This is a genomic window from Clostridium sp. OM05-5BH (assembly GCF_003481505.1).
In the GTDB taxonomy this organism is placed as follows: domain Bacteria; phylum Bacillota; class Clostridia; order Lachnospirales; family Lachnospiraceae; genus Otoolea; species Otoolea fessa.
The window spans coordinates 1-23,810 of the sequence record NZ_QULJ01000009.1 but is presented as its reverse complement, the minus strand read 5'-3'; the positions used below and the strand labels follow the sequence as shown (position 1 = coordinate 23,810).

General features: G+C 48.7%; 18 protein-coding genes. 15 read left to right on the top strand and 3 right to left on the bottom strand.

From position 1 onward, the window contains the following. Positions 1-347: 347 nt before the first annotated feature. The 15 genes from gap to DXB70_RS11060 all read left to right on the top strand — a co-directional run bounded on the left by gap (position 348) and on the right by DXB70_RS11060 (position 19,660). Entirely contained in the window at positions 348-1,361 is a 1,014-nt protein-coding gene (gene gap, locus DXB70_RS11130) for a type I glyceraldehyde-3-phosphate dehydrogenase (protein WP_117795942.1), read from the top strand. Positions 1,362-1,464: 103 nt separating this feature from the next. Then, positions 1,465-2,670: a phosphoglycerate kinase gene (locus DXB70_RS11125; protein ID WP_107001070.1), complete on the top strand. Its 1,206-nt coding sequence runs from the start codon at positions 1,465-1,467 to the stop codon at positions 2,668-2,670. Between the two features lie 169 nt (positions 2,671-2,839). Beyond that, positions 2,840-3,589, top strand: a complete 750-nt coding sequence (tpiA, locus tag DXB70_RS11120) for a triose-phosphate isomerase (protein WP_022359187.1) — start codon at positions 2,840-2,842, stop codon at positions 3,587-3,589. Between the two features lie 165 nt (positions 3,590-3,754). Then, entirely contained in the window at positions 3,755-5,296 is a 1,542-nt protein-coding gene (gpmI, locus tag DXB70_RS11115) for a 2,3-bisphosphoglycerate-independent phosphoglycerate mutase (RefSeq protein WP_118524470.1), read from the top strand. Positions 5,297-5,626: 330 nt separating this feature from the next. Further along, entirely contained in the window at positions 5,627-6,502 is an 876-nt protein-coding gene (locus tag DXB70_RS11110) for a DegV family protein (protein WP_118673326.1), read from the top strand. Between the two features lie 105 nt (positions 6,503-6,607). Then, positions 6,608-8,122, top strand: a complete 1,515-nt coding sequence (locus DXB70_RS11105; RefSeq protein WP_118673325.1) for an ATP-binding protein — start codon at positions 6,608-6,610, stop codon at positions 8,120-8,122. 201 nt (positions 8,123-8,323) lie between these two features. After that, positions 8,324-9,286: a GerMN domain-containing protein gene (locus DXB70_RS11100; protein WP_118570818.1), complete on the top strand. Its 963-nt coding sequence runs from the start codon at positions 8,324-8,326 to the stop codon at positions 9,284-9,286. Between the two features lie 86 nt (positions 9,287-9,372). Continuing rightward, entirely contained in the window at positions 9,373-11,988 is a 2,616-nt protein-coding gene (locus tag DXB70_RS11095; RefSeq protein WP_147354051.1) for a ComEC/Rec2 family competence protein, read from the top strand. Positions 11,989-12,222: 234 nt separating this feature from the next. Then, complete coding sequence (locus DXB70_RS11090; protein ID WP_233430256.1) at positions 12,223-12,771, top strand: biotin transporter BioY; 549 nt, start codon at positions 12,223-12,225, stop codon at positions 12,769-12,771. A gap of 3 nt (positions 12,772-12,774) precedes the next feature. Next, positions 12,775-13,458, top strand: coding sequence for a dethiobiotin synthase (gene bioD, locus DXB70_RS11085; RefSeq protein ID WP_118673323.1), 684 nt, complete (start codon positions 12,775-12,777; stop codon positions 13,456-13,458). 24 nt (positions 13,459-13,482) lie between these two features. Then, positions 13,483-14,685, top strand: a complete 1,203-nt coding sequence (gene bioA / locus DXB70_RS11080) for an adenosylmethionine--8-amino-7-oxononanoate transaminase (RefSeq protein ID WP_118673322.1) — start codon at positions 13,483-13,485, stop codon at positions 14,683-14,685. 280 nt (positions 14,686-14,965) lie between these two features. Next, entirely contained in the window at positions 14,966-16,153 is a 1,188-nt protein-coding gene (locus DXB70_RS11075) for an MFS transporter (protein WP_118467273.1), read from the top strand. A 284-nt stretch (positions 16,154-16,437) separates the two neighbouring features. Next, complete coding sequence (gene uvrB, locus DXB70_RS11070) at positions 16,438-18,429, top strand: excinuclease ABC subunit UvrB (protein ID WP_118467275.1); 1,992 nt, start codon at positions 16,438-16,440, stop codon at positions 18,427-18,429. Between the two features lie 17 nt (positions 18,430-18,446). Further along, positions 18,447-19,217 carry a threonine/serine exporter family protein gene (locus DXB70_RS11065; RefSeq protein ID WP_107001060.1) on the top strand — a complete coding sequence of 257 codons (771 nt, stop codon included), beginning with the start codon at positions 18,447-18,449 and terminating at the stop codon, positions 19,215-19,217. Next, entirely contained in the window at positions 19,214-19,660 is a 447-nt protein-coding gene (locus DXB70_RS11060; protein WP_227589434.1) for a threonine/serine exporter family protein, read from the top strand. The genes DXB70_RS11065 and DXB70_RS11060 overlap by 4 nt, the downstream gene beginning before the upstream one ends. Here the strand turns inward: DXB70_RS11060 and DXB70_RS11055 are convergent. The 3 genes from DXB70_RS11055 to DXB70_RS11045 all read right to left on the bottom strand — a co-directional run bounded on the left by DXB70_RS11055 (position 19,614) and on the right by DXB70_RS11045 (position 23,625). After that, positions 19,614-20,558, bottom strand: a complete 945-nt coding sequence (locus tag DXB70_RS11055; protein ID WP_118673321.1) for a DUF5688 family protein — start codon at positions 20,556-20,558, stop codon at positions 19,614-19,616. The two genes, DXB70_RS11060 and DXB70_RS11055, sit on opposite strands and share 47 nt — an antisense overlap. 1,036 nt (positions 20,559-21,594) lie before the next feature. Then, the gene (locus tag DXB70_RS11050; protein ID WP_118673320.1) at positions 21,595-22,575 is read right to left on the bottom strand and encodes a radical SAM protein; all 981 of its coding nucleotides are present in this window, start codon (positions 22,573-22,575) and stop codon (positions 21,595-21,597) included. Between the two features lie 486 nt (positions 22,576-23,061). Beyond that, positions 23,062-23,625, bottom strand: coding sequence for a DNA-deoxyinosine glycosylase (locus DXB70_RS11045; RefSeq protein WP_118467285.1), 564 nt, complete (start codon positions 23,623-23,625; stop codon positions 23,062-23,064). Positions 23,626-23,810: the final 185 nt, after the last annotated feature.

Sequence of the window (23,810 nt, the reverse complement as noted above, 5' to 3'; positions counted from 1 at the left end):
GAACCGAAAGTGCCGTAAGAAAACGTGGTGGCAGCAGGAATTTGCCGTATTCAAATGCGAAGCCACGGAAAAAGGTTGAAAAACAAGAAGAGATCGATTAAAATGAAAATAGTTCGAATTAGAGCATTTGGTTAAAAAAATATGCAAAATTAAGACTGTCAGCACAAAATTCCATTTAATATATGACAATCCGTCGAAGTTGTGCGCAGAAAGAGAGAGAATACTGAATATTTGCTGTAAAATTTACAAAAAACCACTTGCTATTTTAGGAAAAGTTGGGTACAATACAAGCAGGGTTGATTAATATTTAACAATCATGAAGATGAATTTCTAGGAGGAATGAGATCATGGCAGTAAAAGTTGCAATTAATGGTTTTGGTCGTATTGGTCGTCTGGCTTTCAGACAGATGTTTGGCGCTGAGGGTTACGAAGTCGTAGCTATCAACGATCTGACAAATCCGAAAATGTTAGCTCACCTGTTAAAGTATGATTCTGCTCAGGGCAGATACGATGGACATACGGTAGAAGCTGGCGAAGATTATATTGTAGTAGATGGCAAGAAGATTACTATCTACGCAAAGGCAAACGCTGCTGAACTTCCGTGGGGCGAGATTGGTGTAGACGTAGTTCTGGAGTGTACCGGATTCTATACATCCAAGGCAAAAGCACAGGCACATATCGATGCAGGCGCTAAGAAAGTCGTTATCTCCGCACCGGCAGGCAATGACCTTCCGACTATCGTATACAATGTAAACCACAAGACACTGAAACCAGAAGATAAGATTATCTCCGCAGCATCCTGTACAACTAACTGCCTGGCTCCGATGGCTAAGGCATTAAACGATTATGCTCCGATTCAGTCCGGTATCATGTCCACCATCCACGCTTACACAGGCGATCAGATGATTCTGGACGGACCGCACAGAAAAGGCGATTTAAGAAGAGCAAGAGCAGGCGCTGTCAACATCGTTCCGAACTCCACCGGTGCTGCAAAAGCGATTGGTCTGGTTATTCCGGAATTAAACGGCAAGCTCATCGGTTCCGCACAGCGTGTTCCGGTTCCGACTGGTTCCACTACCATTCTGACAGCTGTTGTTAAGAAAGCTGACGTTACCAAGGAAGCTATCAACGAGGCTATGAAGGTAGCTCAGACTGAGTCCTTTGGCTACAACGAGGATGAGATCGTTTCTTCCGATATCGTAGGTATCCGCTATGGTTCCCTGTTTGATTCTACACAGACTATGGTATCTCCGATCGGTGATGACTTATATCAGGTACAGGTTGTTTCCTGGTATGACAACGAGAACTCCTACACAAGCCAGATGGTTCGTACAATCAAATACTTCGCAGAGCTGGCATAATTTTATCGATTCGATAGAAAATCATAAGGATTCAAGATGGGTCCGGTCCTCGGTCGGGACCGGACCTGTTTTTTATTCTTTTATAATGTAAAGGAGACAGGATATGCTGAATAAAAAATCCGTGGATGATATCAATGTAAAGGGCAAACGCGTTCTGGTACGCTGTGATTTCAACGTACCGTTAAAAGAAGGAAAGATCACCGATGAAAACCGTCTGGTGGCAGCGCTTCCGACGATCAAAAAACTGATTGCGGACGGCGGAAAGGTAATTCTCTGCTCCCATCTTGGCAAACCGAAGGGAGAGCCGAAGCCGGAGCTGTCTCTGGCACCGGTAGCCGTTCGTCTGTCTGAACTTCTGGGACAGGAAGTGAAATTTGCAGCCGATCCGGAAGTGGTTGGACCGAACGCAAAGGCAGCCGTTGAGGCGATGAAGGATGGCGAGGTTGTTCTGCTTGAGAACACCCGTTACCGTGCCGAGGAAACCAAGAACGGTGAGGCGTTCAGCAAGGATCTGGCATCCCTGTGTGATGTCTATGTGGACGATGCATTTGGTACTGCACACCGCGCACACTGCTCAAACGTAGGCGTGACCCAGTATGTGGACACCGCAGTAGTTGGTTACCTGATGCAGAAAGAGATCGATTTCCTTGGAAATGCAGTAGATAACCCGGTCCGCCCGTTCGTTGCCATTTTAGGCGGCGCGAAGGTAGCCGATAAATTAAACGTTATCTCAAACCTGCTGGAGAAGTGCGACACGCTGATCATCGGCGGCGGCATGGCATTTACCTTCTTAAAAGCACAGGGCAAGGAGATTGGTAAATCCTTAGTCGATGATACAAAGTTAGATTATTGCCGTGAGATGGTAGAGAAGGCGGCGAAGCTTGGCAAGAAACTGCTTCTTCCGGTTGATGCAGCTGTAGCAGCATCCTTCCCGGATCCGATCGATGCACCGATCGAGGTACAGAATGTATCGGTTGACGCTATCCCGGCTGACACGATGGGACTTGACATAGGACCGGAAACTGCAAAGCTGTATGCAGACACCGTAAAATCTGCTAAGACAGTTGTATGGAACGGACCGATGGGTGTATTTGAGAACCCGACTCTGGCACAGGGTACAATCGCAGTTGCAAAAGCACTGGCAGACACCGAAGCGACCACGATCATCGGTGGCGGCGATTCTGCAGCAGCGGTCAACCAGCTTGGATTTGGCGACAAGATGACCCATATTTCCACCGGCGGCGGCGCTTCCCTGGAATTCTTAGAGGGAAAGGAGCTTCCGGGTGTAGCGGCAGCGAATAATAAATAAATGTTACTGTTTACAGGTAGGCACTTTTGGAACCGAAAGTGCCGTAAGAAAACGTGGTGGCAGCAGGAATTTGCCGTATTTAAATGCGAAGCCACGGCAAATTCCGTTACTGGGCACGTATGCGTGAACAGTAACAAATAAACAAACAGAAAAGAGGAATAGAATAGTCATGGCTAGAAGAAAGATCGTAGCAGGCAACTGGAAAATGAACATGACGCCGTCGGAGGCAGTAGCTCTGGTAGAGCTTCTGAAGCCACTCGTTGTTTCGGAAGATGTAGACGTTGTATTCTGCGTACCGGCGATTGATATTATCCCGGTTGTAAAAGCGTGCGAGGGAACCAACATCGCAGTCGGCGCTGAAAATATGTATTTCGAGGAGAAAGGTGCTTACACCGGCGAGATTTCCCCGAATATGCTGACCGATGCAGGCGTTAAATACGTGATTATCGGACATTCCGAGCGCAGAGAATACTTTGCAGAGACCGATGAGACGGTCAATAAGAAGGTACTGAAAGCATTTGAGCACGGTCTGACCCCGATCATCTGCTGCGGCGAGACTCTGACCCAGAGAGAGCAGGGCATCACGCTTGACTGGATCCGTCAGCAGATCAAGATCGCATTCCAGAATGTGACCGCAGAGCAGGCAAAGACAGCTGTGATCGCATACGAGCCAATCTGGGCGATCGGTACCGGAAAGGTAGCGACCACCGAGCAGGCTGAGGAAGTGTGCGGCGCGATCCGTGCGTGCATCAAGGAAGTGTACGATGAGGCGACCGCAGAGGCGATCCGCATCCAGTACGGCGGTTCCGTATCTGCAGCATCGGCTCCGGAGCTGTTTGCACAGCCGGATATCGATGGCGGTCTGGTAGGCGGCGCATCCTTAAAGGCAGATTTTGGAAAGATTGTAAATTATAAATAAGAGATGAGAAAAAGGGGGCTGTCGCACGTGTGAGGCGTGGCAGTCCCCTTTTTGCCAGTAAAAAAAGAAGGTGAAGGTTTTGACCTGAAACAATCAAAATTGTTGGTTCATCCGGTTGTTTCAGAAAAACGGTTCATTTCATGGAAGGAAAGGAAGAAGAAAGAGATGAAAAAAAAGCCAACCGTATTAATGATTCTCGATGGATACGGCATGAGAGATACCTGTGAGCACAATGCCGTGTGTGAGGCAAAGACACCGATCATGGATCAGCTGATGAGCCAGTGCCCGTTTGTGCGCGGCAATGCCAGCGGTCTGGCGGTCGGTCTGCCGGACGGACAGATGGGTAACTCGGAGGTTGGTCATTTAAATATGGGCGCCGGACGTATCGTATACCAGGAGCTGACCCGTATCACGAAATCAATCGAGGATGGCGATTTCTTTGAAAATCCGGAATTTCTGGCAGCCGCAGACACCTGCAAGAAAAATGATTCCGCCCTGCATCTGTTCGGACTGGTATCAGACGGCGGCGTTCACAGCCATCTGACTCATTTATTCGGACTTCTGGAGTTCGCAAAACGTCAGGGACTTAAAAAAGTGTATGTGCACTGCTTTCTGGACGGACGTGATACACCGCCGACCTCCGGCAAGGAGTTCGTAGCAGAATTAGAGAAGAAGATGCAGCAGCTTGGCATCGGCGAGGTGGCTTCCGTGATGGGACGCTACTATGCGATGGACCGTGATAAAAACTGGGATCGTGTCCAGAAAGCTTATGATGTGCTGACAAAGGCAGAGGGCGAGAAGGCAGAAAGCGCGTGTGCAGGCATTCAGGCATCCTATGATAAAGAGGTAAACGATGAGTTCGTCGTACCGTTCTATGTAGAGAAGGACGGAAAGCCGATTGCCACGATTCAGGATGGCGATTCCGTCATTTTCTTCAACTTCCGTCCGGACCGTGCAAGAGAGATCACCCGCGCATTCTGCGATGAGGGATTTACCGGATTTGCGAGAGAGAAGAAGCTTGATCTGACGTTTGTATGCTTTACCGATTACGATGAGACGATCGGGAACAAGCTGATTGCGTTCAAGAAGGAAGAGATTAAGAACACGTTTGGAGAGTTCCTGGCGGCGCACCATATGACGCAGGCACGTATCGCCGAGACCGAGAAATATGCACACGTAACATTTTTCTTCAACGGCGGCGTGGAAGAGCCGAACGAGGGCGAGGACCGCATTCTGGTTCCGTCTCCGAAGGAGGTTCCGACCTACGACCTGAAACCGGAGATGAGCGCACCGATCGTGTGCGATAAGCTGGTGGAGGCGATTGAGTCCGGCAAATATGATGTCATCATCATCAATTTTGCAAACCCGGATATGGTAGGCCACACGGGCGTGGAGTCGGCTGCGATCAAGGCGATTGAGACCGTCGATGCCTGCGTAGGACGTGCAGTTGAAGCCATCAAGGCAGCCGGAGGTGTTCTCTTTATCTGCGCCGATCACGGTAATGCAGAGGTGATGGTCGATGAGGCAACCGGCGAGCCGTGGACCGCTCATACGACCAATCAGGTACCGTTTGTCCTGGTCGGCGCTGACCCGGCGTACAAGCTGCGCGAGGGCGGACGCCTCTGCGATATTGTGCCGACGCTGATTGAACTGATGGGACTTGAGAAGCCGAAGGAGATGACGGGAGAGTCGCTGTTGGTGAAATAGGGAGAATTTTCGAATATATTAGGAAAGTATAAATATAACCGTCAATAAGAATCGGGAAAACTGCCATAAAGCAAGAAAAGATCATGAACAGAGGACTGGTCGGGGCTTGTTTTGTGGCAGTTTTTTGTTCACAGGTGGGAATTTTCTGAACTGAAAATCCCGTGAAAATCCCGTTACTTCTCTCTTCCATTTCATAAGAAAATAGGATAAAATAAAATCATCTATGTGAACCGCTCGGAGGCTGTTCCAGGGCAGACATTTTTAGAAAAGAAAGTGTTATGCGGAAAATAGGATGGCAGCGGATTTACAGGGAAACAGGAGGAAACAAGCATGAAGGTAGCGGTTGTTACAGACAGCAACAGCGGAATTACACAGGCACAGGCGAAAGAGATGGGCGTATATGTCCTGCCGATGCCGTTTATGATTGATGGAACCGAGTATCTGGAAGATATAAATTTGACACAGAAGGAATTTTATGAGCATCTGAGCGGGGATCACGATGTGAGCACATCCCAGCCGTCTCCGGAGACGATCTTAAATCTCTGGGAAAAACTTTTGGAGGAATACGATGCAGTTGTGCACATCCCGATGTCCAGCGGGCTTTCGAGCTCCTGCCAGACGGCAAAGATGCTGGCAGAGGATTTCGACGGAAAAGTACAGGTGGCGGATAATCACAGGATTTCCGTGACCCAGCGCCGTTCGGTGCAGGATGCGCTTGACATGGCGGCAGCCGGCATGGACGCGGAGGCGATTTGCAAAAAGCTGGAAGAGACAGGTTTGGATTCAACTATTTATATCACGGTTGACACATTAAAATATCTGAAAAAGGGCGGTAGAATCACACCAGCGGCAGCAGCGCTCGGAACACTTCTCCGTTTAAAACCGGTTCTGACGATACAGGGCGAGAAGCTGGACGCATTTGCGAAGGCGCGGACGATGAAACAGGCGCGTTCCATGATGATCACGGCGATCACCCGCGATCTGGAAAATCGGTTTGATGATGTGACGGGAGAAAAAACGTATATTGATGTAGCGCATACCGACAATGATGAGATGGCGCAGGAGCTGGCAGCCGAGCTTCGGGAACTTTTCCCGGAGACGGAAGTCCGTGTAGAGCCGCTGTCCTTAAGTGTAGCCTGCCATATCGGACCGGGAGCGCTGGCGATTGCGGCAACGAAGAAGCTTGAAATCGGATCGTTGTTGTGAGAAACGCAGTTACGGAGCAGCATTTCGGGGTTAAAGTTCACAGCCAATGTCAGTAAGTTAAGCAACGCAAAGAGCGTGTGAACTGTAATCGTTCAGGACAGGAACATGAGAAGAATAGCAGAACATAAAAGAAAGATATGGAAAGCGATGGAGCACACGATTGGGATGCGAATCCCGCTGTTCCTCGCCTTTCTGATCCTGACGCTGGTTCCGCTTCTGGTACAGGTTCGTTTTACATCGGGGTATTTTTACCAGAGCCACGTGGAAGAACGGATGGCGGAAGCGCAGAACCGGTGTCTGATTTTAGCAAACAAGATACGCAGCAGTGATTATATCAATGTACTGCTGTCGGGAAATCCAAATCCGGCGCTGGATGCGGAACTTAGTACAACGGCGGATCTGATGAACGGAAGAATCGTGCTGGTGGACGACAGCTTTAAGATTTTGAAAGACACATTTGGTCTTTCCAGAGGGAAAACGCTGGTTGTATCGGATGTGTTAAAGGCATTTGACGGGGAAACTTCCAGCTATCTGAACCAGAAGAAAAAGTATTTCTATGTAGCGCAGCCGATTCAGGCAAAAAGCACGGATGCAGCGCCGATCGATTCGGATGTGGCAGCCGGAAATGGGAAAAATACGGCAGGCGTGCAGGGAGTCCTTCTTCTGATGGCGTCCACGGAAAATTCGGCGCTTTTGCAGGAGAAAATTGTGCAGAAGACGGGATTTTTGCAGCTCGTTATGTTCTGTTTTATTCTGATCGCAGATTTATTGGCGGCGGCTTGCCTGCTGAAACCATTCCGCCGCCTGCAGCAGCAGCTCGATATGGTGGCAGAGGGAAATCTGGATCAGGATATTGATGTAAAAACATATCGGGAGACGCGGGACATTTCGGAGGCAGTCATGCAGACCATCCGGAAACTAAAAAACCTGGATCAGTCGCGTCAGGAGTTTGTTTCCAACGTGTCGCATGAGCTGAAAACACCGCTGACTTCGATAAGGGTGCTGGCGGATTCTCTGATGGGGATGGAGAACGCCCCGGCGGAGTTATATCAGGAGTTTATGCAGGATATTTCGGCGGAGATTGACCGCGAGGGCAAGATTATCGATGATCTGCTGACGTTAGTCAAAATGGATAAATCATCGCCGGATCTGAATATTGCCCAGACTTCGATCAATGGTCTTCTGGAACAGATTTTAAAACGTCTGACCCCGATCGCGAAGCGGCGGAACATTGAGATCACGTATGAGAGCAAGCGGGAAGTATCGGCGGATGTGGACGAGGTAAAATTGAGCCTGGCACTTTCGAACCTGGTGGAAAATGCGATCAAGTATAACCGCGAAGAGGGAAAAGTCTGGGTGACGCTGGATGCTGACCACAAGTTCTTTTATGTGAAGGTAGAGGATAATGGCGTGGGAATCCCGAAAGAATTCCAGGAGCGCGTATTTGAGCGTTTTTACCGTGTAGATAAGGCGCGCTCACGCGAGACAGGCGGTACCGGGCTGGGGCTTGCGATCACGAAGAATATTATTCTTCTTCATCAGGGCGCGATCCGCCTGAAGAGTGAAGAAGGCAAGGGAGCAACCTTTACGGTGCGGATTCCGTTGAATTATATTCCGTAGACAGCGTGGTTCTGGGCGGTTTAGAGGTTCGAGATGGTTGCTGGTGCTGTAGTGTTCGAATATTTCGGTGTTTGAATGCTGTCGTGTTCGAATGTTTCAGTGTTTGAATGTTGCGGTATTTGAGTGTTGCAGTGTTCGAATGTGAGGTCAGGGAAATGTCTATTGTGAGATAGATTGCAAAATAACAACAGGAAATAATAAATGGAGAAAATAAGAAAAAAAAGCTCTGGAAAACGGGCAGGAAGCGTAAGTTCGTGGCTGATCCTTTGCCTGGCATGTCTGCTTCTTCTGAGCGGATGCCGAAAAAAAGAAGAGGTGCATCCGACGGCGGGTGAGGACGGCGTCTATCAGATTTATTATCTCAATTCGACGCGCACGGGGCTGGCGAGTGTTTCCTATCAGACGGAGACGGCGGACGCTGAGATCCTGATCGGGGAGCTGGCGGGGCAGATCCTTGCGGCGCCGGAAAACCCGGAGTATCAGGCAGTTTTAAGCGATAAGGTTGAATTCCTGGATATTAACCGGGACAATAACGTGCTGACGTTGAATTTTAATCAGGAATATATGAATACGAAAGCGTCGCGGGAGATTCTGTGCCGGGCGGCGCTGGCAAAGACCTTTACACAGGTTAAGGGAGTCGATTATATCAGCATTAATTGCGAGGGACAGCCGCTCCTGGACACACATGGGAACCCGGTGGGCGCGATCGCAGGAAGTGATTTTGTAGACAGTATTTCGGATGTCAATTCGTATGAAAAAGTAGAGCTGACCCTGTATTTTGCCAATGAAGAAAAAGATGGTCTGGTGGCAGAAAAACGGGAAGTATTTCACAGTATGAACACGTCGCTGGAACGCCTGGTAGTGGAACAGCTGCTGGCAGGTTCCCAGAATGGCGGGCTTTCAGTGATGCCGAAAAATACAAAGGTATTAAACGTATCACTGACAGATAATACCTGCTATGTCAACCTGGATAGCAGTTTTATTTCCGGGGATATCGATGTGGCGGAGTATATTCCGATTTACGCGATCGTCGATTCGCTGACAGAGCTTCAGACGGTAAATAAAGTACAGATCACGGTCAATGGCTCGGCAGATGTGACGTACCGGAATGTGATTTCGCTGGTGCAGCCTCTGGAGAGAGAGGAGAAGTATATTGTGAAGTAACTGTCAGACAGAATGTATATGCCATATTTGGAAGAGAGCAGCAATGGGATTTTGTTGATGTTTTGTAGAATACAGGAAAAGAGGAATTGAATATCAAACGACCGGTAATGTGGATGATGGTGGCTTTCGTACTTGGAGAGGTCGCAGCGTACCAGATGGGCATGACGGTGTGGTTTATAATTGCAGCAGCGTTTTTTTGGCTTGCAGTCATAAAAACAGCAGAAGGACGGGTAGATTCGGACTTTCAGACAGACGCAGAACGCGTCTGGAATTGGAAAGATCCGATGATGTGCCGTGTCTTTCTGCTGTTTTTCTGTTTCCTGGCAGGATGGGGACGGATGATGGTGGAAATGCGCCCGGATGCGCTGGAACGGATGGTAACGCAGAAGGGCGGTTCGGCAGAGGTGGCGGTATCGGGAACACTGGATTCTGTTTCGGAAAAAAATGGGTGGTGTACGATGATTTTGACGGAGGTGGAGGTAGAGGATGAAAGTGTAAGAAAGGTACTGATATCGTGTAAAAGAGATTTACTGGAGAAGTATGAAGAAAAAGTTCTGCCACCCTGCGGAAGTCAGATTCATCTGACGGGAACTGCTGAGTTTCTGGAAGAAGCGCGCAATCCGGGGCAGTTTTCGTATCGGATGTATTATCGGGGACTAGGAATCAGAAACCGGGTAACGGCGGATCGGATTTTTATTTCAGAAGGAAAAAGTTCCCCTCTCCGAAGTCAGGCAGAATGCTTCCGGGCGTACGCGACGGCTGTTTTTCAGGAAATCTGTGTTCCAGAAGATGCAGGGATTTTCCAGGCAATTTTGCTGGGGGATAAATCCGGGTTATCGGAAGAGCTGCGCGAACGGTTTCAGGATAATGGTATTGCACATATTCTGGCAGTCAGCGGGCTTCATGTCTCTTTGATTGGCATGAGCGTTTACAGCGCACTGCGTTTTTGGGGCATATCGTATGGATGGGCGGGGCTGGGTGCTTCAGCGCTTCTTACCTTTTATGGTTTAGTAACCGGATTTGGAGCATCGGTATTCCGGGCGGTATTTATGGTAGAGGTGTCCTGTCTGGCGGCATATCTGGGGCGGAGTTACGATCTGCTGAGTGCGCTGTCGCTGTCTTTGATTTTACAGGCGTGGCAGTCGCCGTATCTGCTCTTTTCGGCGGGATTGCAGCTTTCCTATGGCGCGGTTGCCGCGATTGGGCTGGAGACGGAGCGGCTGCGGAAAGTGGGAAAAAAGAGAAAAGAGCGGGAAGAGGAGGAACAAGAGAAAGAAAAAAAGAAAGGATATGAAACATTCATGCTCAGCTCGGCAATTCAGCTTTATACGATGCCGATTCAGCTGTATCACTATTTTACATTTCCGATGTTGGGAATTTTTCTGAACCTGATCGTGATTCCGCTTCTCACGTATGCAGCCGGAAGCGGTCTGCTGGCGCTTGGAATTTACAGTATAGCGTTTGTGGGAGGAAAAATGGGGGGAATGGGCGGAGGCAGCAGCATTGTGGGAGCGCTTTCGGCTTTGGGAGGTGCAGCATCGGGAATATCAGGAATATCAGAAATACCAGAAATATTCAGAATAGCGGCAAGTGCATGTACGGGCCCGGGGCATTATATTTTTCAGTTGTATGAATGGCTTTGCATCCAGGTGGAACGCGTGCCGTTTCATTCCATCGTGGCAGGACGCCCGGAAATGTGGAAAATAGGGATGTTTTATGTGGCGTTGGGGATTCGATATGTGTGGAGTGTGGGAGAAGCAAGAGATAATTTAGAGAGAAAAGGGATTTTTCTGTTTCCAAAAGAATGGAATGCACCGGGAAAAAATAGTGTATTTATTGCTGTGGCGGTAGTCTTTTTAGTAGTTCAGCCTGTTCATGGCTTTCAGATCTGGTTTCTCGATGTAGGACAGGGCGACGGCGTCTTTCTGCGGACGCAGGATGAGGCAATTCTTTCGGACTGTGGCAGCAGCCAGGATAAAAAAATCGGGAAAAATGTGCTGGAACCATTTTTGAAAAGTCAGGGAATCCGCACGCTGGACTGGATTCTGGTCAGCCATGCGGATGCGGATCACACGAACGGGATCGAATGGCTTTTGAAGGAGGAGGCAGATATCCGGGTGCGGAATCTGGCACTTCCGGCGGCGGGAAAAGGGCAGGAGGCATATGAAAAACTGGAAACTCTTGCCAAAAAACGGGGGGCGGAAGTTTATTATCTGCATCGGGGAGAAACGGTGCGGGCGAAACGCCTGGCGCTTCGGTGCCTGTACCCGGAGGCGGGGGAAAAGCCGGGCGAGGAGCGAAATAGTCATTCACTGGTGTTTGATGTCACGTATGGAAAGTTTCGTATGCTTCTGACAGGAGATATTGGAGTGGAGGACGAAAGGAAGATTCTGGCGGTGGAAGAGGACAAAAAGAGGGAAAAAGTGACATTGTTAAAAGCCGCACACCATGGTTCGAACGGTTCCTCCTCAGAGGAGTTTTTGGAGTGCTTTTCCCCAGCTTTCACGGTGCTCTCTTATGGAGAGGGAAATACTTACGGTCATCCGGCGCCGGAGGCGGTGGAACGTCTGGAACAGACGGGGACGGAGATCTGGAGAACGGCGGATTCGGGGGCGGTGAATGTGTGGACGGACGGGAAACGTATGTATATCAAGGGATATAAGAAACAAGATTATGGGGAGGAAAGAGATAAAAACAGATAAAAAACTAATTGTTAACTATATAAAAATAATAGGTTGACAATAGAAAAAGGCTATGTTATGCTTGCAATCAGTTCTGCATCTGTTTCGACTACCCGGGATCTGGAACGGCCGCTGCTGTTTTAGATGGTTGGAACAGGGGTTGCGGAGAGAAATTTATGTACATGTGCGAGAATAGAATGGCTTCGGATGCCTGAAATCATTCAGATAACCAAGGAGGAAAAAGGTTTGAAACACATGAAGACAAAGGATTTAGTTTTGTGCGCGATGTTTGTTGCACTGATTGCAGTGGGAGCATTTATCAAGATACCGGTTCCGGTGGTTCCATTTACATTGCAGTTTTTATTTACGATGCTGGCGGGTCTGCTTTTAGGTCCGGTCAACGGGGCGCTGGCGGTTGTGGTTTATATCGTATTAGGTTTAATTGGACTTCCGATTTTCACTCAGGGCGGCGGACCGGGATATATTTTCCAGCCGAGTTTTGGATATATCATCGGATTTGCGGTTGCGGCGTATGTGAATGGTAAGATTGCCAATGCCAAGACGCATCCGAGTTACCGGCGCCTGCTGGGAGCTAATTTTCTGGGACTTTTTATTGTCTATGCATTTGGAATGATTTATTACTACGTGATCAGCAATTTCTATCTGAATTCGCCGATCGGCGTAGGAGCGCTGTTTTTATATTGCTTTGTTCTGGCAGTTCCGGGCGATATCGTGCTCTGTATTGTGGCTGCCATCATAGGAAAACGGATGATTCCGCTGATTCAGGGAGGGAGACTTGGATAAAAGATGAGCAAGGGGATTTTTATAACAGGTACGGGAACGGATATTGGAAAAACGTATGTGACAGGCTTGATTGTGAAAAAACTGCGGGAGAGCGGCGCGGATGCGGCGTATTATAAAGCGGCAATGAGCGGCAATGAGCGGCGTGCGGATGGAAGCCTGATTCCAGGAGATGCCCTGCAGGTAAAAACAATGTCGGGAATCGGGCAGCCGCTTGAGGAAATGTGTCCGTATGTGTATGAGACGGCAGTATCGCCGCATCTGGCATCCCGCCTCGAGGGCACCCCGGTTCGGATGGATCGGGTTTTGGAAGATTTTCGCAAAGTCTGTGAAAAATATGAGTATGTGACGATGGAAGGAAGCGGCGGAATCCTCTGTCCACTCTGCATAGATGAAGTGGATATCCGTCTTCCAGAAGTAGTAAAAGCGTGCGGGCTTAGCTGCCTGCTGATTGCGGATGCGGGGCTTGGGACGATCAATGGCGTGGGGCTTACTGCCTATTATCTGAAACAACAGGGAATTGCCCTGAAGGGAATTATTTTCAACCATTATGAGGCGGGAAATCTGCTTCATGAGGATAACCGGAAAATGTGTGAATATTACACTGGCATTCCGGTGGTTGCCTGTGTAGCGGATGGGGATACGGAGCTTTCCATGGATGCGGAGACGCTGAAAGGGCTGTATGCGTAAGACAGAAGATAAAGGAGAAGAAAAATGATCTGGTATCCATATGAACAGTTAAAAACAATGAAAGCACCTTATGAGATCGTGGATGCGAACGGGGTATATCTTTACACGAAGGATCAGAAGCTGATTGATTCGGTTTCGTCCTGGTGGAGTGTAATTCATGGATATAAACATCCGGTGATCAATCAGGCAATTATTTCACAGGTAGAAAAATTTTCTCATGTGATGCTGGGCGGGCTGACGCATGAGCCGGCGCGCAGGCTTTCAGAAAAACTGGCGTCCTGGCTGCCGGGCGATCTGGACTACTGCTTTTTTTCAGATTCCGGCAGCGTGGCGGTTGAGGTAGCGCTGAAAATGGCGCTGCAGTATTATATGAACCGCGGCGATGAGAAGCGGACGATGATTCTGGCGCTGGAACACGCGTACCACGGCGATACTTTTAAGACGATGGAGGCAGGCGATGATGAGGACTACCATTTTGTGCTGAAAGCCTATGGTGCAAGCCCGTATGTGGTTCACATTCCGACTGAGATCCCGGCGCTGGAGAAAGCATTTGAACAGTATCATGACAAGTTGAACTGCGTGCTGGTGGAACCGCTTTTACAGGGTGCTGGCGGAATGCGGATGTACGACATTTCATTTTTGGAGAAGGCAAGGGAACTCTGTGATAAGTACGGCGTGCTGCTGGTTTTTGATGAGGTGGCAACCGGATTTGGCAGAACCGGAAACCGCTTTGTGGCAGATCGGGTGCTTCCGGATATTCTGGTCCTCGGAAAGGCATTGACCGGCGGTTACATTGGTCATGCGGCGACTGTGGCAAATAAAAAGGTATTTGATGGATTTTTCGATGATAACCCGGAACATGCGCTGATGCACGGACCGACCTTTATGGGAAATGCCCTCGCGTGCAACGCGGCGCTTGCCTCGATTGAGCTGTTTGAGACGCAGAACTATATGGAAAAGATTCAGAAGATCGAAGCTATCACCCGTCGGGAGATGGAAGGATTTGCCGATCCAAGAATCAGGGAGGTCCGCATGATGGGCGGATGTGTCTGTGTCGAGGTATATGATCCGGCAGTCCTGAAAGGGTATCAGGAATATGCGTACAAACGCGGCGTGTTCAGCCGTCCGTTCTTAAATTATCTGTACGCGATGGTTCCGTATATTATCAAGGAAGAAGAGCTGGTGCAGGTGCTTCAGTGCATGAAAGACTGGTTTGCGCGGGGATAGGTAACGAAGAAACGTAACCGTTCACAGGCAGGAATTTTCTGAACTGAAAATCCCGTTACTGGGAACACATGTGTGAACAGTGAAACATCTACCTTAGAATAAAAATCTTAGAATAAAAAAAATTTAAGTATTTCTTTCTGAATGAATTTCATTTATGATAAAAGGAATGGAGTATTGTTTTAAGAAACGATACATGGATTGTGTTGCCTGCGATTGTGAATGGATAGGACAGAAGCAATCAGAATTCTAGTATAAAACTTACATTCGGGGAGAAATTAATATGAAAGAACAAATGAAGAAAATAGCGCTGCTATCGCTGTCATTGATACTGACATCGGCGTATTCTGTTTCGATCGTGCTGCCATCGCTGCTGCAGCATTTCAGTGAATATACAACCGCACAGGTGGAGATGTTGATCTCAGCACCGTCGTTTGCGATCACTGTCATGATCGTGCTGAATGCATGGCTGTCGCGTTATATGAAAGACCGTCCAATGATTGTGGGCGGTCTGCTTCTTTTATCGGTCAGCGGCATGGTACCGGTGTTTGTACAGGAATATCCGGTGATGTTCGCGTCCAGGATTTTCCTGGGGATCGGGATTGGGCTCATTAATGCGAAAGCAATCAGCATTTTCAGTGAATATTATGAAGGCAGGGAAAAAGCGGCGCTGCTCGGATACCGCGGATCGGCGGAGGTGCTGGGAAGCGCGGTTATGACGCTGGTTGCTGGAAAATTGGTGTTGATCCGGTGGAATCTGGCATTTTGGGTGTACGCGCTCGGATTTGTGATTGTACTTCTGTATCTTGTATGGGTTCCGGGGAATATGGAGATGGGACAGAGTGCGGGCTCACAGAGTGCAGGGGCAGAGAAAGAAAGTCTGGAAGCGGAGGCAGATGGAAAAAGAGAATGCTGGAAAAAAGAAGTCCTGCCCATTGCTTATGCACTGTTTGCGGGATTTGTCATCTGCATCTACTGTTCCAATTCCCTGCGTGTCCCGATGCTGATTTTGGAGAAGAAACTTGGAACGGAGTCGGAAGCCAGCATCATTCTCACGCTCATGATGCTGATGGGAATAGCTGCCGGTGTTTATTTTGGAAAACTGACGATGTGGTGGAAGGAAAAATTGCCGGGGGTTGGATGCCTGATGCTTGGAGCGGGGATGCTTCTGACCGCATATGCGGGCAATCTGCCGCTGATTGGAATTGGCATTAGTATCGTTGGATTTTTCTATACCGTTCTGGTTACCTATTCCTTCCACCAGATTTCCGAGCAGATTCCGCAGTCTTCTATCAATACAGCCACATCAATCGTGCTGGTCGGCTGCAATCTGGGAGCGGCGTGTTCGCCGTTTGTGCTGAAATGGATGGGAAGATTCAGTGAGGGCGTGAGCGTGCCGTTTGTGGGGTATGCGGGGATGATGGGAGTATTAGGAATCGTTCTGATAGTAGTCACGGGAAGAAAGAAATAATACAGTAAACCAATAATAGGAATGACGGCAAAATCTGCAACCAGAACTGTATCGTACGGAATCTTCAGTTTAGAAAATTCAGAAAATTCCTACCTGTGAACAGTTATCTGAAATCGAACGTTTGTACTGATTTGTTTTGCTTTTATGTATACATTCATGGGTGGATTTGGTATAATAGAAATACTTAATGGGATTTTTTGTGTACTAGGAAATTCCTTGGAATCCCCTATTACACAAAAAGGCACATTCTTTATTTGTGAATTATATCAAATCAGGAGAAAGCAATGGATCATTTTGAGTTGGTATCAGAATACAGCCCGACCGGCGACCAGCCGCAGGCGATTGAAAAGCTGGTGGAGGGCTTCAAGGAAGGAAATCAGTTCCAGACATTACTGGGGGTAACGGGCTCTGGCAAGACGTTTACGATGGCAAATGTGATTCAGAAGCTGAATAAGCCGACGTTAATTATTGCACATAATAAGACGCTGGCAGCCCAGCTTTATTCGGAAATGAAGGAATTTTTTCCCAATAATGCGGTGGAATACTTTGTCAGCTACTATGACTACTACCAGCCGGAGGCTTACGTCCCGTCCACGGACACATACATCGAGAAGGATTCCTCTATCAATGACGAGATCGATAAGCTGCGGCATTCAGCAACGGCGGCGCTGTCGGAGCGGCAGGATGTGATTATTGTGGCATCGGTTTCCTGTATCTATGGTCTGGGAAGCCCGATCGATTATAAAAACATGGTTATTTCCCTACGCCCGGGCATGGAGAAGGACCGCGACGAGGTCATTCACAAGCTGATCGACATTCAGTACAGCCGGAATGACATGGATTTCAAGCGAGGTTCGTTCCGGGTGCGCGGCGATGTACTGGAGGTATACCCGGCGTATTCGGGCGGCGATGCGTACCGGATTGAGTTTTTCGGGGATGAGGTAGACCGGATCACAGAGATTGACACGCTGACGGGCGAGATCAAGGCGCAGTTAGGACATATCGCGATTTTCCCGGCATCGCATTATGTCATCCCGAAAGAGCGGATGGAGATTGCGGCAAACAATATTTTAGAGGAAATGAAGGAGCAGGTCGCTTACTTTAAGAGTGAGGATAAGCTTCTGGAGGCACAGAGAATCGCGGAGCGGACGAATTTTGATGTGGAAATGATGCGGGAAACAGGCTTCTGTTCCGGTATCGAGAATTATTCGCGTCATCTGATTGGTTCGAAACCGGGAGAACCGCCGTGTACGCTGATGGATTATTTCCCGGATGAATTTCTGGTGATTGTGGACGAGTCGCACATCACGCTGCCGCAGGTGCGCGGTATGTACGCGGGCGACCAGTCGCGCAAGAAAACGCTGGTGGAATATGGATTCCGCCTGCCGTCGGCGCTGGATAACCGACCGTTAAATTTTGAAGAATTTGAGAGCAAACTGGATCAGATTCTCTGCGTTTCAGCAACACCGGGCGAGTATGAGGCAGATCATGAGCTTCTGCGGGCAGAGCAGGTGATCCGTCCAACGGGACTTCTTGATCCGCCGATTGAGGTGAGACCGGTCGAGGGACAGATCGACGATCTGATTTCGGAGGTCAACCGGGAGGTGGATCGAGGGTTTAAGGTGCTTGTTACGACGCTGACAAAGCGGATGGCAGAAGACCTGACCGACTATATGCGCGATGCGGGAATCCGCGTCAAATATCTGCATTCGGATATTGACACGTTGGAACGCGCCCAGATTATCCGGGATATGCGTCTGAATGTCTTCGATGTGCTGGTCGGCATCAACCTGCTTCGTGAGGGTCTGGATATCCCGGAGATTGCGCTGGTGGCGATTCTGGATGCGGATAAAGAGGGATTCCTGCGTTCGGAAACGTCCCTGATTCAGACGATCGGCCGAGCAGCGCGAAATTCTGAGGGGCATGTTATCATGTATGCAGATTCGATCACGGATTCGATGCGGGCGGCGATCGAGGAGACGGAGCGAAGACGCGCGATTCAGCAGGCGTACAATGAGGAACATCACATTACGCCGACGACGATCAAGAAAGCTGTCCGGGATCTGATCACGATCTCGCAGGCAGCCGAACCGGTTACGAATAAGGTAACGAAGGATCTGGAATCGATGGATCGCCAGGAATTAGAAAAACTTGTAAAGGAACTGACGAAGAAGATGAATCAGGCGGCAGCCGAGCTGAATTTCGAGGAAGCGGTCGTGTTGCGTGACCGTATGGTAGAGGTCAAGAAAATGTTGCTGGATTTGGAAAATTCGTAAATCAGAGGGTGGTTGGTATGGAATATGGCGCGCTGATGGAGATGGCGGTCCGGGCGGGGGAGATCATGCTGGCGAGCGGAGCGGAGGTCTACCGTGTGGAGGACACGATTCACCGTATTTTAAAGCATTCAGGGATTGCACGGGCAGATGTGTTTGTCGTGACGACGGGGATCGTGGCGACGATTGCGGATGCATCACTTCCGCCGCTTACCTTGGTAAAAAGGGTGGAAAACCGGGCAACGAATTTGAACCGCATCTATCAGGTAAACAATGTTTCAAGGGAATTTTGCAGCGGAAAATTGTCCGTCGGGGAGGCGCAGGAACGACTGGATCGGATTGCTAATACGACATTATACGGATTCTGGAAGAAATGCATTGGCTATGCGGCAACGACGGGATTTTTTGCGGTGATGTTTGGAGGCGGTCCGGGCGAATGCCTGGTGGCGGCTGTCGTGGGAGTCGTTCTTGCGTTTGTCCTGCGGGCGGCGTCCAACCTTATGCTGAATGATTTCTGTCAAAATGCACTTGGCTCGTTTGCACTGGCGGTTGCGGCGTATCTGCTGCGCCGTGGGGCATTTCTGGGAATGAGCCTGGATGTAGTGATTATCAGCGCAATCATGCCGCTGGTGCCTGGGGTCACATTTACGGCGGCAATCCGCGATACGCTGAATGGGGATTACAGTTCGGGAGTCGCGCGGATGGCGGAGGCAGTCGTGGTGGCGCTGGCGGTTGCGTCGGGCGTCGGTCTGGCGATCGTGGCAGTCCGGCTGGCGGGAGGATCGGTATGACAGAGATGATAAGAGAATTGATGATCCAGAGCGTGGGGGCATTTCTGGCGGTTTTTGGTTTTTCCCTGCTGGTCGATATGCCGCGGAAATATCTGGTTTATGCGGGCATTACCGGAGGTGCCGGATGGCTGGCGTACCTGGTATCGATGCAGGTGGGAACCTCGCAGGTGGCGGCGGCATTTTTTTCCAGTCTGGCAGCGGCTCTGCTGAGCCAGGTATTTGCACGCGTGTTAAAAGCGCCCGTCACGATCTTTCTGGTGGCAGGAATCCTGCCGACGGTGCCGGGCGCATCGATCTACCGGAGCGTCTATTTTCTGATACAGGGACAGACAAAATGGTACAATTTTTATCTGATCCAGACGATCCAGATAGCGGGGGCGATGGCGGTTGCCATCTTTATTGTGGATTCACTGTTCCGTCTGCTCCGGAATAAAGCGTCGTAGTGGAACTGGGCGGCAGGTAGAGACAGCCCTGAATCCTGCTAAAATAATAAATATGATCTGACAGGCGGTCTTCAGCGGGCACATCCGACTGATTGATCGCCTGAACCATTTCATTGAGTTCTTCCGGCGGAAGAGAGACGTTGCTGGGAGTGAGAAGCACTTCATGGATGCTGGACGGAAGGATAATCAGATCTTCGCCCAGGCTTTCGGCAAATTCTTTTAAGACGCGGGGATAGAGCATGCAGGCAGCGCCGTTGATGCCGCGCGAATTTGTCAGAACGTAGAGAGCGACCGATGGAAGAGCTTCCGTTTCAACGATGTCCTCCATTTCGAGCTGATTGAGGGTGGATTCGATGGAGCTGATGTGGTACGGCAGTATGCGAGGTGTATTTTCTTCCGCCAGTATGCCGAGCTCTTCCAGAGAAATATCCCACAGGGCAAGATGGTCGCTGTGTACCAGGGTCGTCATCTGCCCCTCCTCATTGTCAGTGAGGATCAGATAGAAAACGATCGCCAGATCGAGATACGGAATATGTGGGATGTGGGAGAGAAGCACCTTATTTTTATCGGCGTGGATCAATTTGTAGGCAATCCGGCCGCGTACGGCATCAAAATCACGCAGTTCCTCGCAGATATCCTCCGAAAATCCTGGATTTGTCTCATACACCATCAGGATCTGATCGGTAATAATGGAGAGCGGCATCCCTTCCTCCGCTTCATTATAGTAGGCGTTCAGATAGACAGTCGGTGATAACCGTGAGCCGGGTTTCGTAAAGCTCAGCCCGTCGAGCATCAGTCCATTATTTTTCAGAACCCGCCGCAGGGAGACGTTGGCCTTTTTATTGAGGCGCGTCTGCACCATCGACTGGATTGTTTTCAAAAAAGTTTCATAGACCATAGAGTACCTCCTGAAATAAAATTGCAGATAGGGGATGCCCGCTTGCTCATGTAGGTTATGAATTTCAGCAAAATGAGAAACAGTTTCCCCGTGTGAATAAGTTTTAAGGAATCAAATCAAGAAGCAGTCATGAAGTTTGAGATGTGAAGAAAGATTGCTTAGTGATTAAAAAATAAATAAAAAGTTCAGAGTTTTAGCGTTTACCTTTTGAGTGCGTAAGTATGAAAATGGTCATGGAAATCATCGAAAAAACTGAACATGAGAATCGCAGGAACCAGTAAGATGTGAAAAAATTGCCTGCATATAAAGAAGCAGGTGCCAAATGCACCGATAGCATGATTATACTGGAAAATGGGAAGATTGGCAAGAAAAATAACAGGGGAAAAGTGAAGTTCTGGTTGCGGATTTGTTGCTGTTCACGCATACGTTCCCAGTAAAAGTTTGCATGACGCTCATAATGTGTGAACGATGGTAAATAAAGAGATAAGATGGCGCGACTGCGAGATGAAAACTAATAGCTGGCATTCATGGTGGAAATAAAACTGAAAAATAACAAGAAAATACAAAATTAGTATTGACAAAATGCGACATATGTATTAGAATAAAACCATCAAAAGAAACAAGAAATAAAACAAAAAAAGAAGGGAGCTGATTCCACCGAAAACATAAAACTGGTTCAATTTTTTAATAAAAAAATTGAACAAAGGAAAACCAAAATCAACAAGTAAAAATCAGTCAATCATCTATCATACATATTTAGAAACAGGATTCGGTTTAGTGATATGACGAGAAAGTATCATTAAAAAGAAGCGTTTTTTAAAAGAGAGATAGATAAGTGAAAAAAGAAAAAAATAAGATTGAACGATTCAGAAATTGTTGAAAAAGGAATCAAAATTGAATAAAGGAAAAGTTCAAAGAAAGAGGTATCATCCAATGGACGAGATAGTTTAAAGGGTATCGATAAAATGTCAATTTATCGATACCCTTTTTCTGGTTCATGGAAAGGCATCAAGAAGGATCTTTTCTTATATAAATATCAAATCCCCTGCAATTCAAACGGCGGCGTGTATTCTTCTTTTGCGCTGCTTTTTTCCTGCATAAAGCCCTGTGTGAGTCCCAGCTCAATCGCGGCATCGACGACTTTCTGGTATTCGTAGCTTGTGATGCGACGGTTGATTTCCGGATATTTGCTGCTCTGGTAGAAGGGGGTGTACTGGCTCATAAGGCTTACCAGAAAATGCCCCTCCGGGAGGTTGTCGTGAATCCAGTGGAGCAGGCGGATGGAATCGTCTTTGTGTTTTGGAAGAACCATATGCCGCAGGATCACGCCGCGCTTCATGAGCTGGCAGGCCTGGCCATTTTCGGAGAAATCTTCCAATACCAGCGGACCGGTGTGCTTGATCATCCGTTTGACTGCTGCGGAGGCGACCGGAAAATAGTCCGGGGCGGCGGAATAGCGGGCGGACAGTTCGGAAGAGTAATATTTTAAATCCGGCAGCCAGATATCGATATAGGGAGCCAGCGCATCAACCGCCTCCAGCGTCTCATAACCGCCGCAGTTGTAGACGATCGGGATGAAAAGCTGCGGTTTGACCCGTTTTAAGACGGGCAGTAGCGACGGAAGGTACTGAGTCGGCGTCACCAGATTGATATTGTGCGCACCCTGTGTCTGCAGTTCCAGAAAAATTTCCTCCAGACGCGTTTCGGAAATATCTTTTCCAAAGCCTTCGCTGCTGATCTGGTAGTTCTGGCAGAAACAGCAGCGCAGCGTGCAGCCGGAAAAAAAGATGGTACCGCTTCCGTGAAGACCGCTGATACACGGTTCCTCCCATGGATGAAGCGCCGCGCGTGCCGCCCGGATACCGGCAGGGCTGTGACACCAGCCCTGCTTTTTTGTGCGGTTGATCTGACAATTTCGCGGACAGCAATGGCAGCTTTCGTAGGAATAGGCGGCTGGTTCAGAGAACTGGACAGGTAAGCCGGCACCTGGGTTAGGGATGGGAATATGTGTGTTCATAAGTTTTGTTTCCTTCTATATAGTAATCATTACAGTGCGAATTTATAACGAGGCAACCAACAGTTTTTTTATAAGAATTTTTGTAAAGGTAATTTCTTCAAAGCTTTTTTTCATGTTTCAAATCTGTGTTGAATTTGAAAAATCGATCGTTATAATGTATTTATTCTACTAAGAAAGATGAGCAGTGTCAAATGCCAGAGTATAGTTCACTGAAGGATACTGCTGTAATCAAAGAAATCCGAATGGGAAAGGAAGCAACGCAGATTTCTCTAGTTGACAGATAGGTTATAGCTGCCTAAAATAAAGAAATGAAAGAATTTACACGTGCGGAGTAGGAACAAATGGAAAAAACAGAAAGAAAAAAGAGTCAGCCCAAACGATGAAAGAACAGGCAGCAGTCGGGAAGATAAATGGCTCGGGAGTGAGAATGGCGCTCTCATACGCATTTCCGAAAACCGTTCCGATTCTGGTGCAGATGGTGTTTGTTTAGATGATGCGTGTTTTTGCCTCGCGTGCGTTGCCATCGGAAGCAGTGTTTTTTGTTTCAGATCCGGGTTTCCCCAGGATCTGGTTGATACATTTCCAGGCATCTGTCAGCCGGTCGAGGTTCCAGGCAGCGTTGGCAGGGCTGGTGGACGGCAGTTTGATTGCCTCAATGCCAGTCTGTTTACGGCAGAAGCGGTCGTACATTTTTCCGGACAGCCCGCCGTTTGTGTAAATCGCCTGGATGGAAGCGTGATCCAGGATAGAGGCGAGGTCGTTTGGAACAACATCGCGGATGGAACTGTCGCTGGATCCTTCGATGGAACAGCTATGGATGGTGTCCCAGACGGCGATGTGGTTCCGCAGCAGAAATTCCTTCTTTTCCTCGATGGAGGATGGAACGTCTTCCTTTCGCAGGCGCGCTAAGAGCTTCCAGAAACGATTCTGTGGGTGCCCGTAGAAAAAACAGCTTTCTCGGGATTTGACCGACGGAAAGGAACCGAGGATCAGGATGCGGGAGTCGGCGTCAAAAACAGGCGGGATTGGGTGGATGATGTGGGATGGCATGGTGGAACCTCCTTTTTGCGGATTATTGTTGTCAATTATAATAAATACGAAATCAATTTTCGACTTTGATCTGGCTTCATTTGGTGCATGGACATGATACTCACGAACCCGCGCTATCGCGCGCTACCGCCCTGCTTCGCATGGCTGTTTGTTCGGTAATGGCGCAAGAAAAGAATATGTCTGCT

Excerpts from the sequence above, each read along its gene's own strand:
- DXB70_RS11045 (WP_118467285.1), bottom strand. The coding sequence starts at position 23,625 with ATGCCATCCCACATCATCCACCCAATCCCGCCTGTTTTTGACGCCGAC.
- DXB70_RS11100 (WP_118570818.1), top strand. The coding sequence starts at position 8,324 with ATGGAGAAAATAAGAAAAAAAAGCTCTGGAAAACGGGCAGGAAGCGTA.
- DXB70_RS11105 (WP_118673325.1), top strand. The coding sequence starts at position 6,608 with ATGAGAAGAATAGCAGAACATAAAAGAAAGATATGGAAAGCGATGGAG.
- gap (WP_117795942.1), top strand. The coding sequence starts at position 348 with ATGGCAGTAAAAGTTGCAATTAATGGTTTTGGTCGTATTGGTCGTCTG.
- bioA (WP_118673322.1), top strand. The coding sequence starts at position 13,483 with ATGATCTGGTATCCATATGAACAGTTAAAAACAATGAAAGCACCTTAT.
- gpmI (WP_118524470.1), top strand. The coding sequence starts at position 3,755 with ATGAAAAAAAAGCCAACCGTATTAATGATTCTCGATGGATACGGCATG.
- bioD (WP_118673323.1), top strand. The coding sequence starts at position 12,775 with ATGAGCAAGGGGATTTTTATAACAGGTACGGGAACGGATATTGGAAAA.
- DXB70_RS11125 (WP_107001070.1), top strand. The coding sequence starts at position 1,465 with ATGCTGAATAAAAAATCCGTGGATGATATCAATGTAAAGGGCAAACGC.
- DXB70_RS11050 (WP_118673320.1), bottom strand. The coding sequence starts at position 22,575 with ATGAACACACATATTCCCATCCCTAACCCAGGTGCCGGCTTACCTGTC.
- tpiA (WP_022359187.1), top strand. The coding sequence starts at position 2,840 with ATGGCTAGAAGAAAGATCGTAGCAGGCAACTGGAAAATGAACATGACG.
- DXB70_RS11090 (WP_233430256.1), top strand. The coding sequence starts at position 12,223 with ATGAAGACAAAGGATTTAGTTTTGTGCGCGATGTTTGTTGCACTGATT.
- DXB70_RS11110 (WP_118673326.1), top strand. The coding sequence starts at position 5,627 with ATGAAGGTAGCGGTTGTTACAGACAGCAACAGCGGAATTACACAGGCA.
- uvrB (WP_118467275.1), top strand. The coding sequence starts at position 16,438 with ATGGATCATTTTGAGTTGGTATCAGAATACAGCCCGACCGGCGACCAG.
- DXB70_RS11065 (WP_107001060.1), top strand. The coding sequence starts at position 18,447 with ATGGAATATGGCGCGCTGATGGAGATGGCGGTCCGGGCGGGGGAGATC.
- DXB70_RS11055 (WP_118673321.1), bottom strand. The coding sequence starts at position 20,558 with ATGGTCTATGAAACTTTTTTGAAAACAATCCAGTCGATGGTGCAGACG.
- DXB70_RS11075 (WP_118467273.1), top strand. The coding sequence starts at position 14,966 with ATGAAAGAACAAATGAAGAAAATAGCGCTGCTATCGCTGTCATTGATA.
- DXB70_RS11060 (WP_227589434.1), top strand. The coding sequence starts at position 19,214 with ATGACAGAGATGATAAGAGAATTGATGATCCAGAGCGTGGGGGCATTT.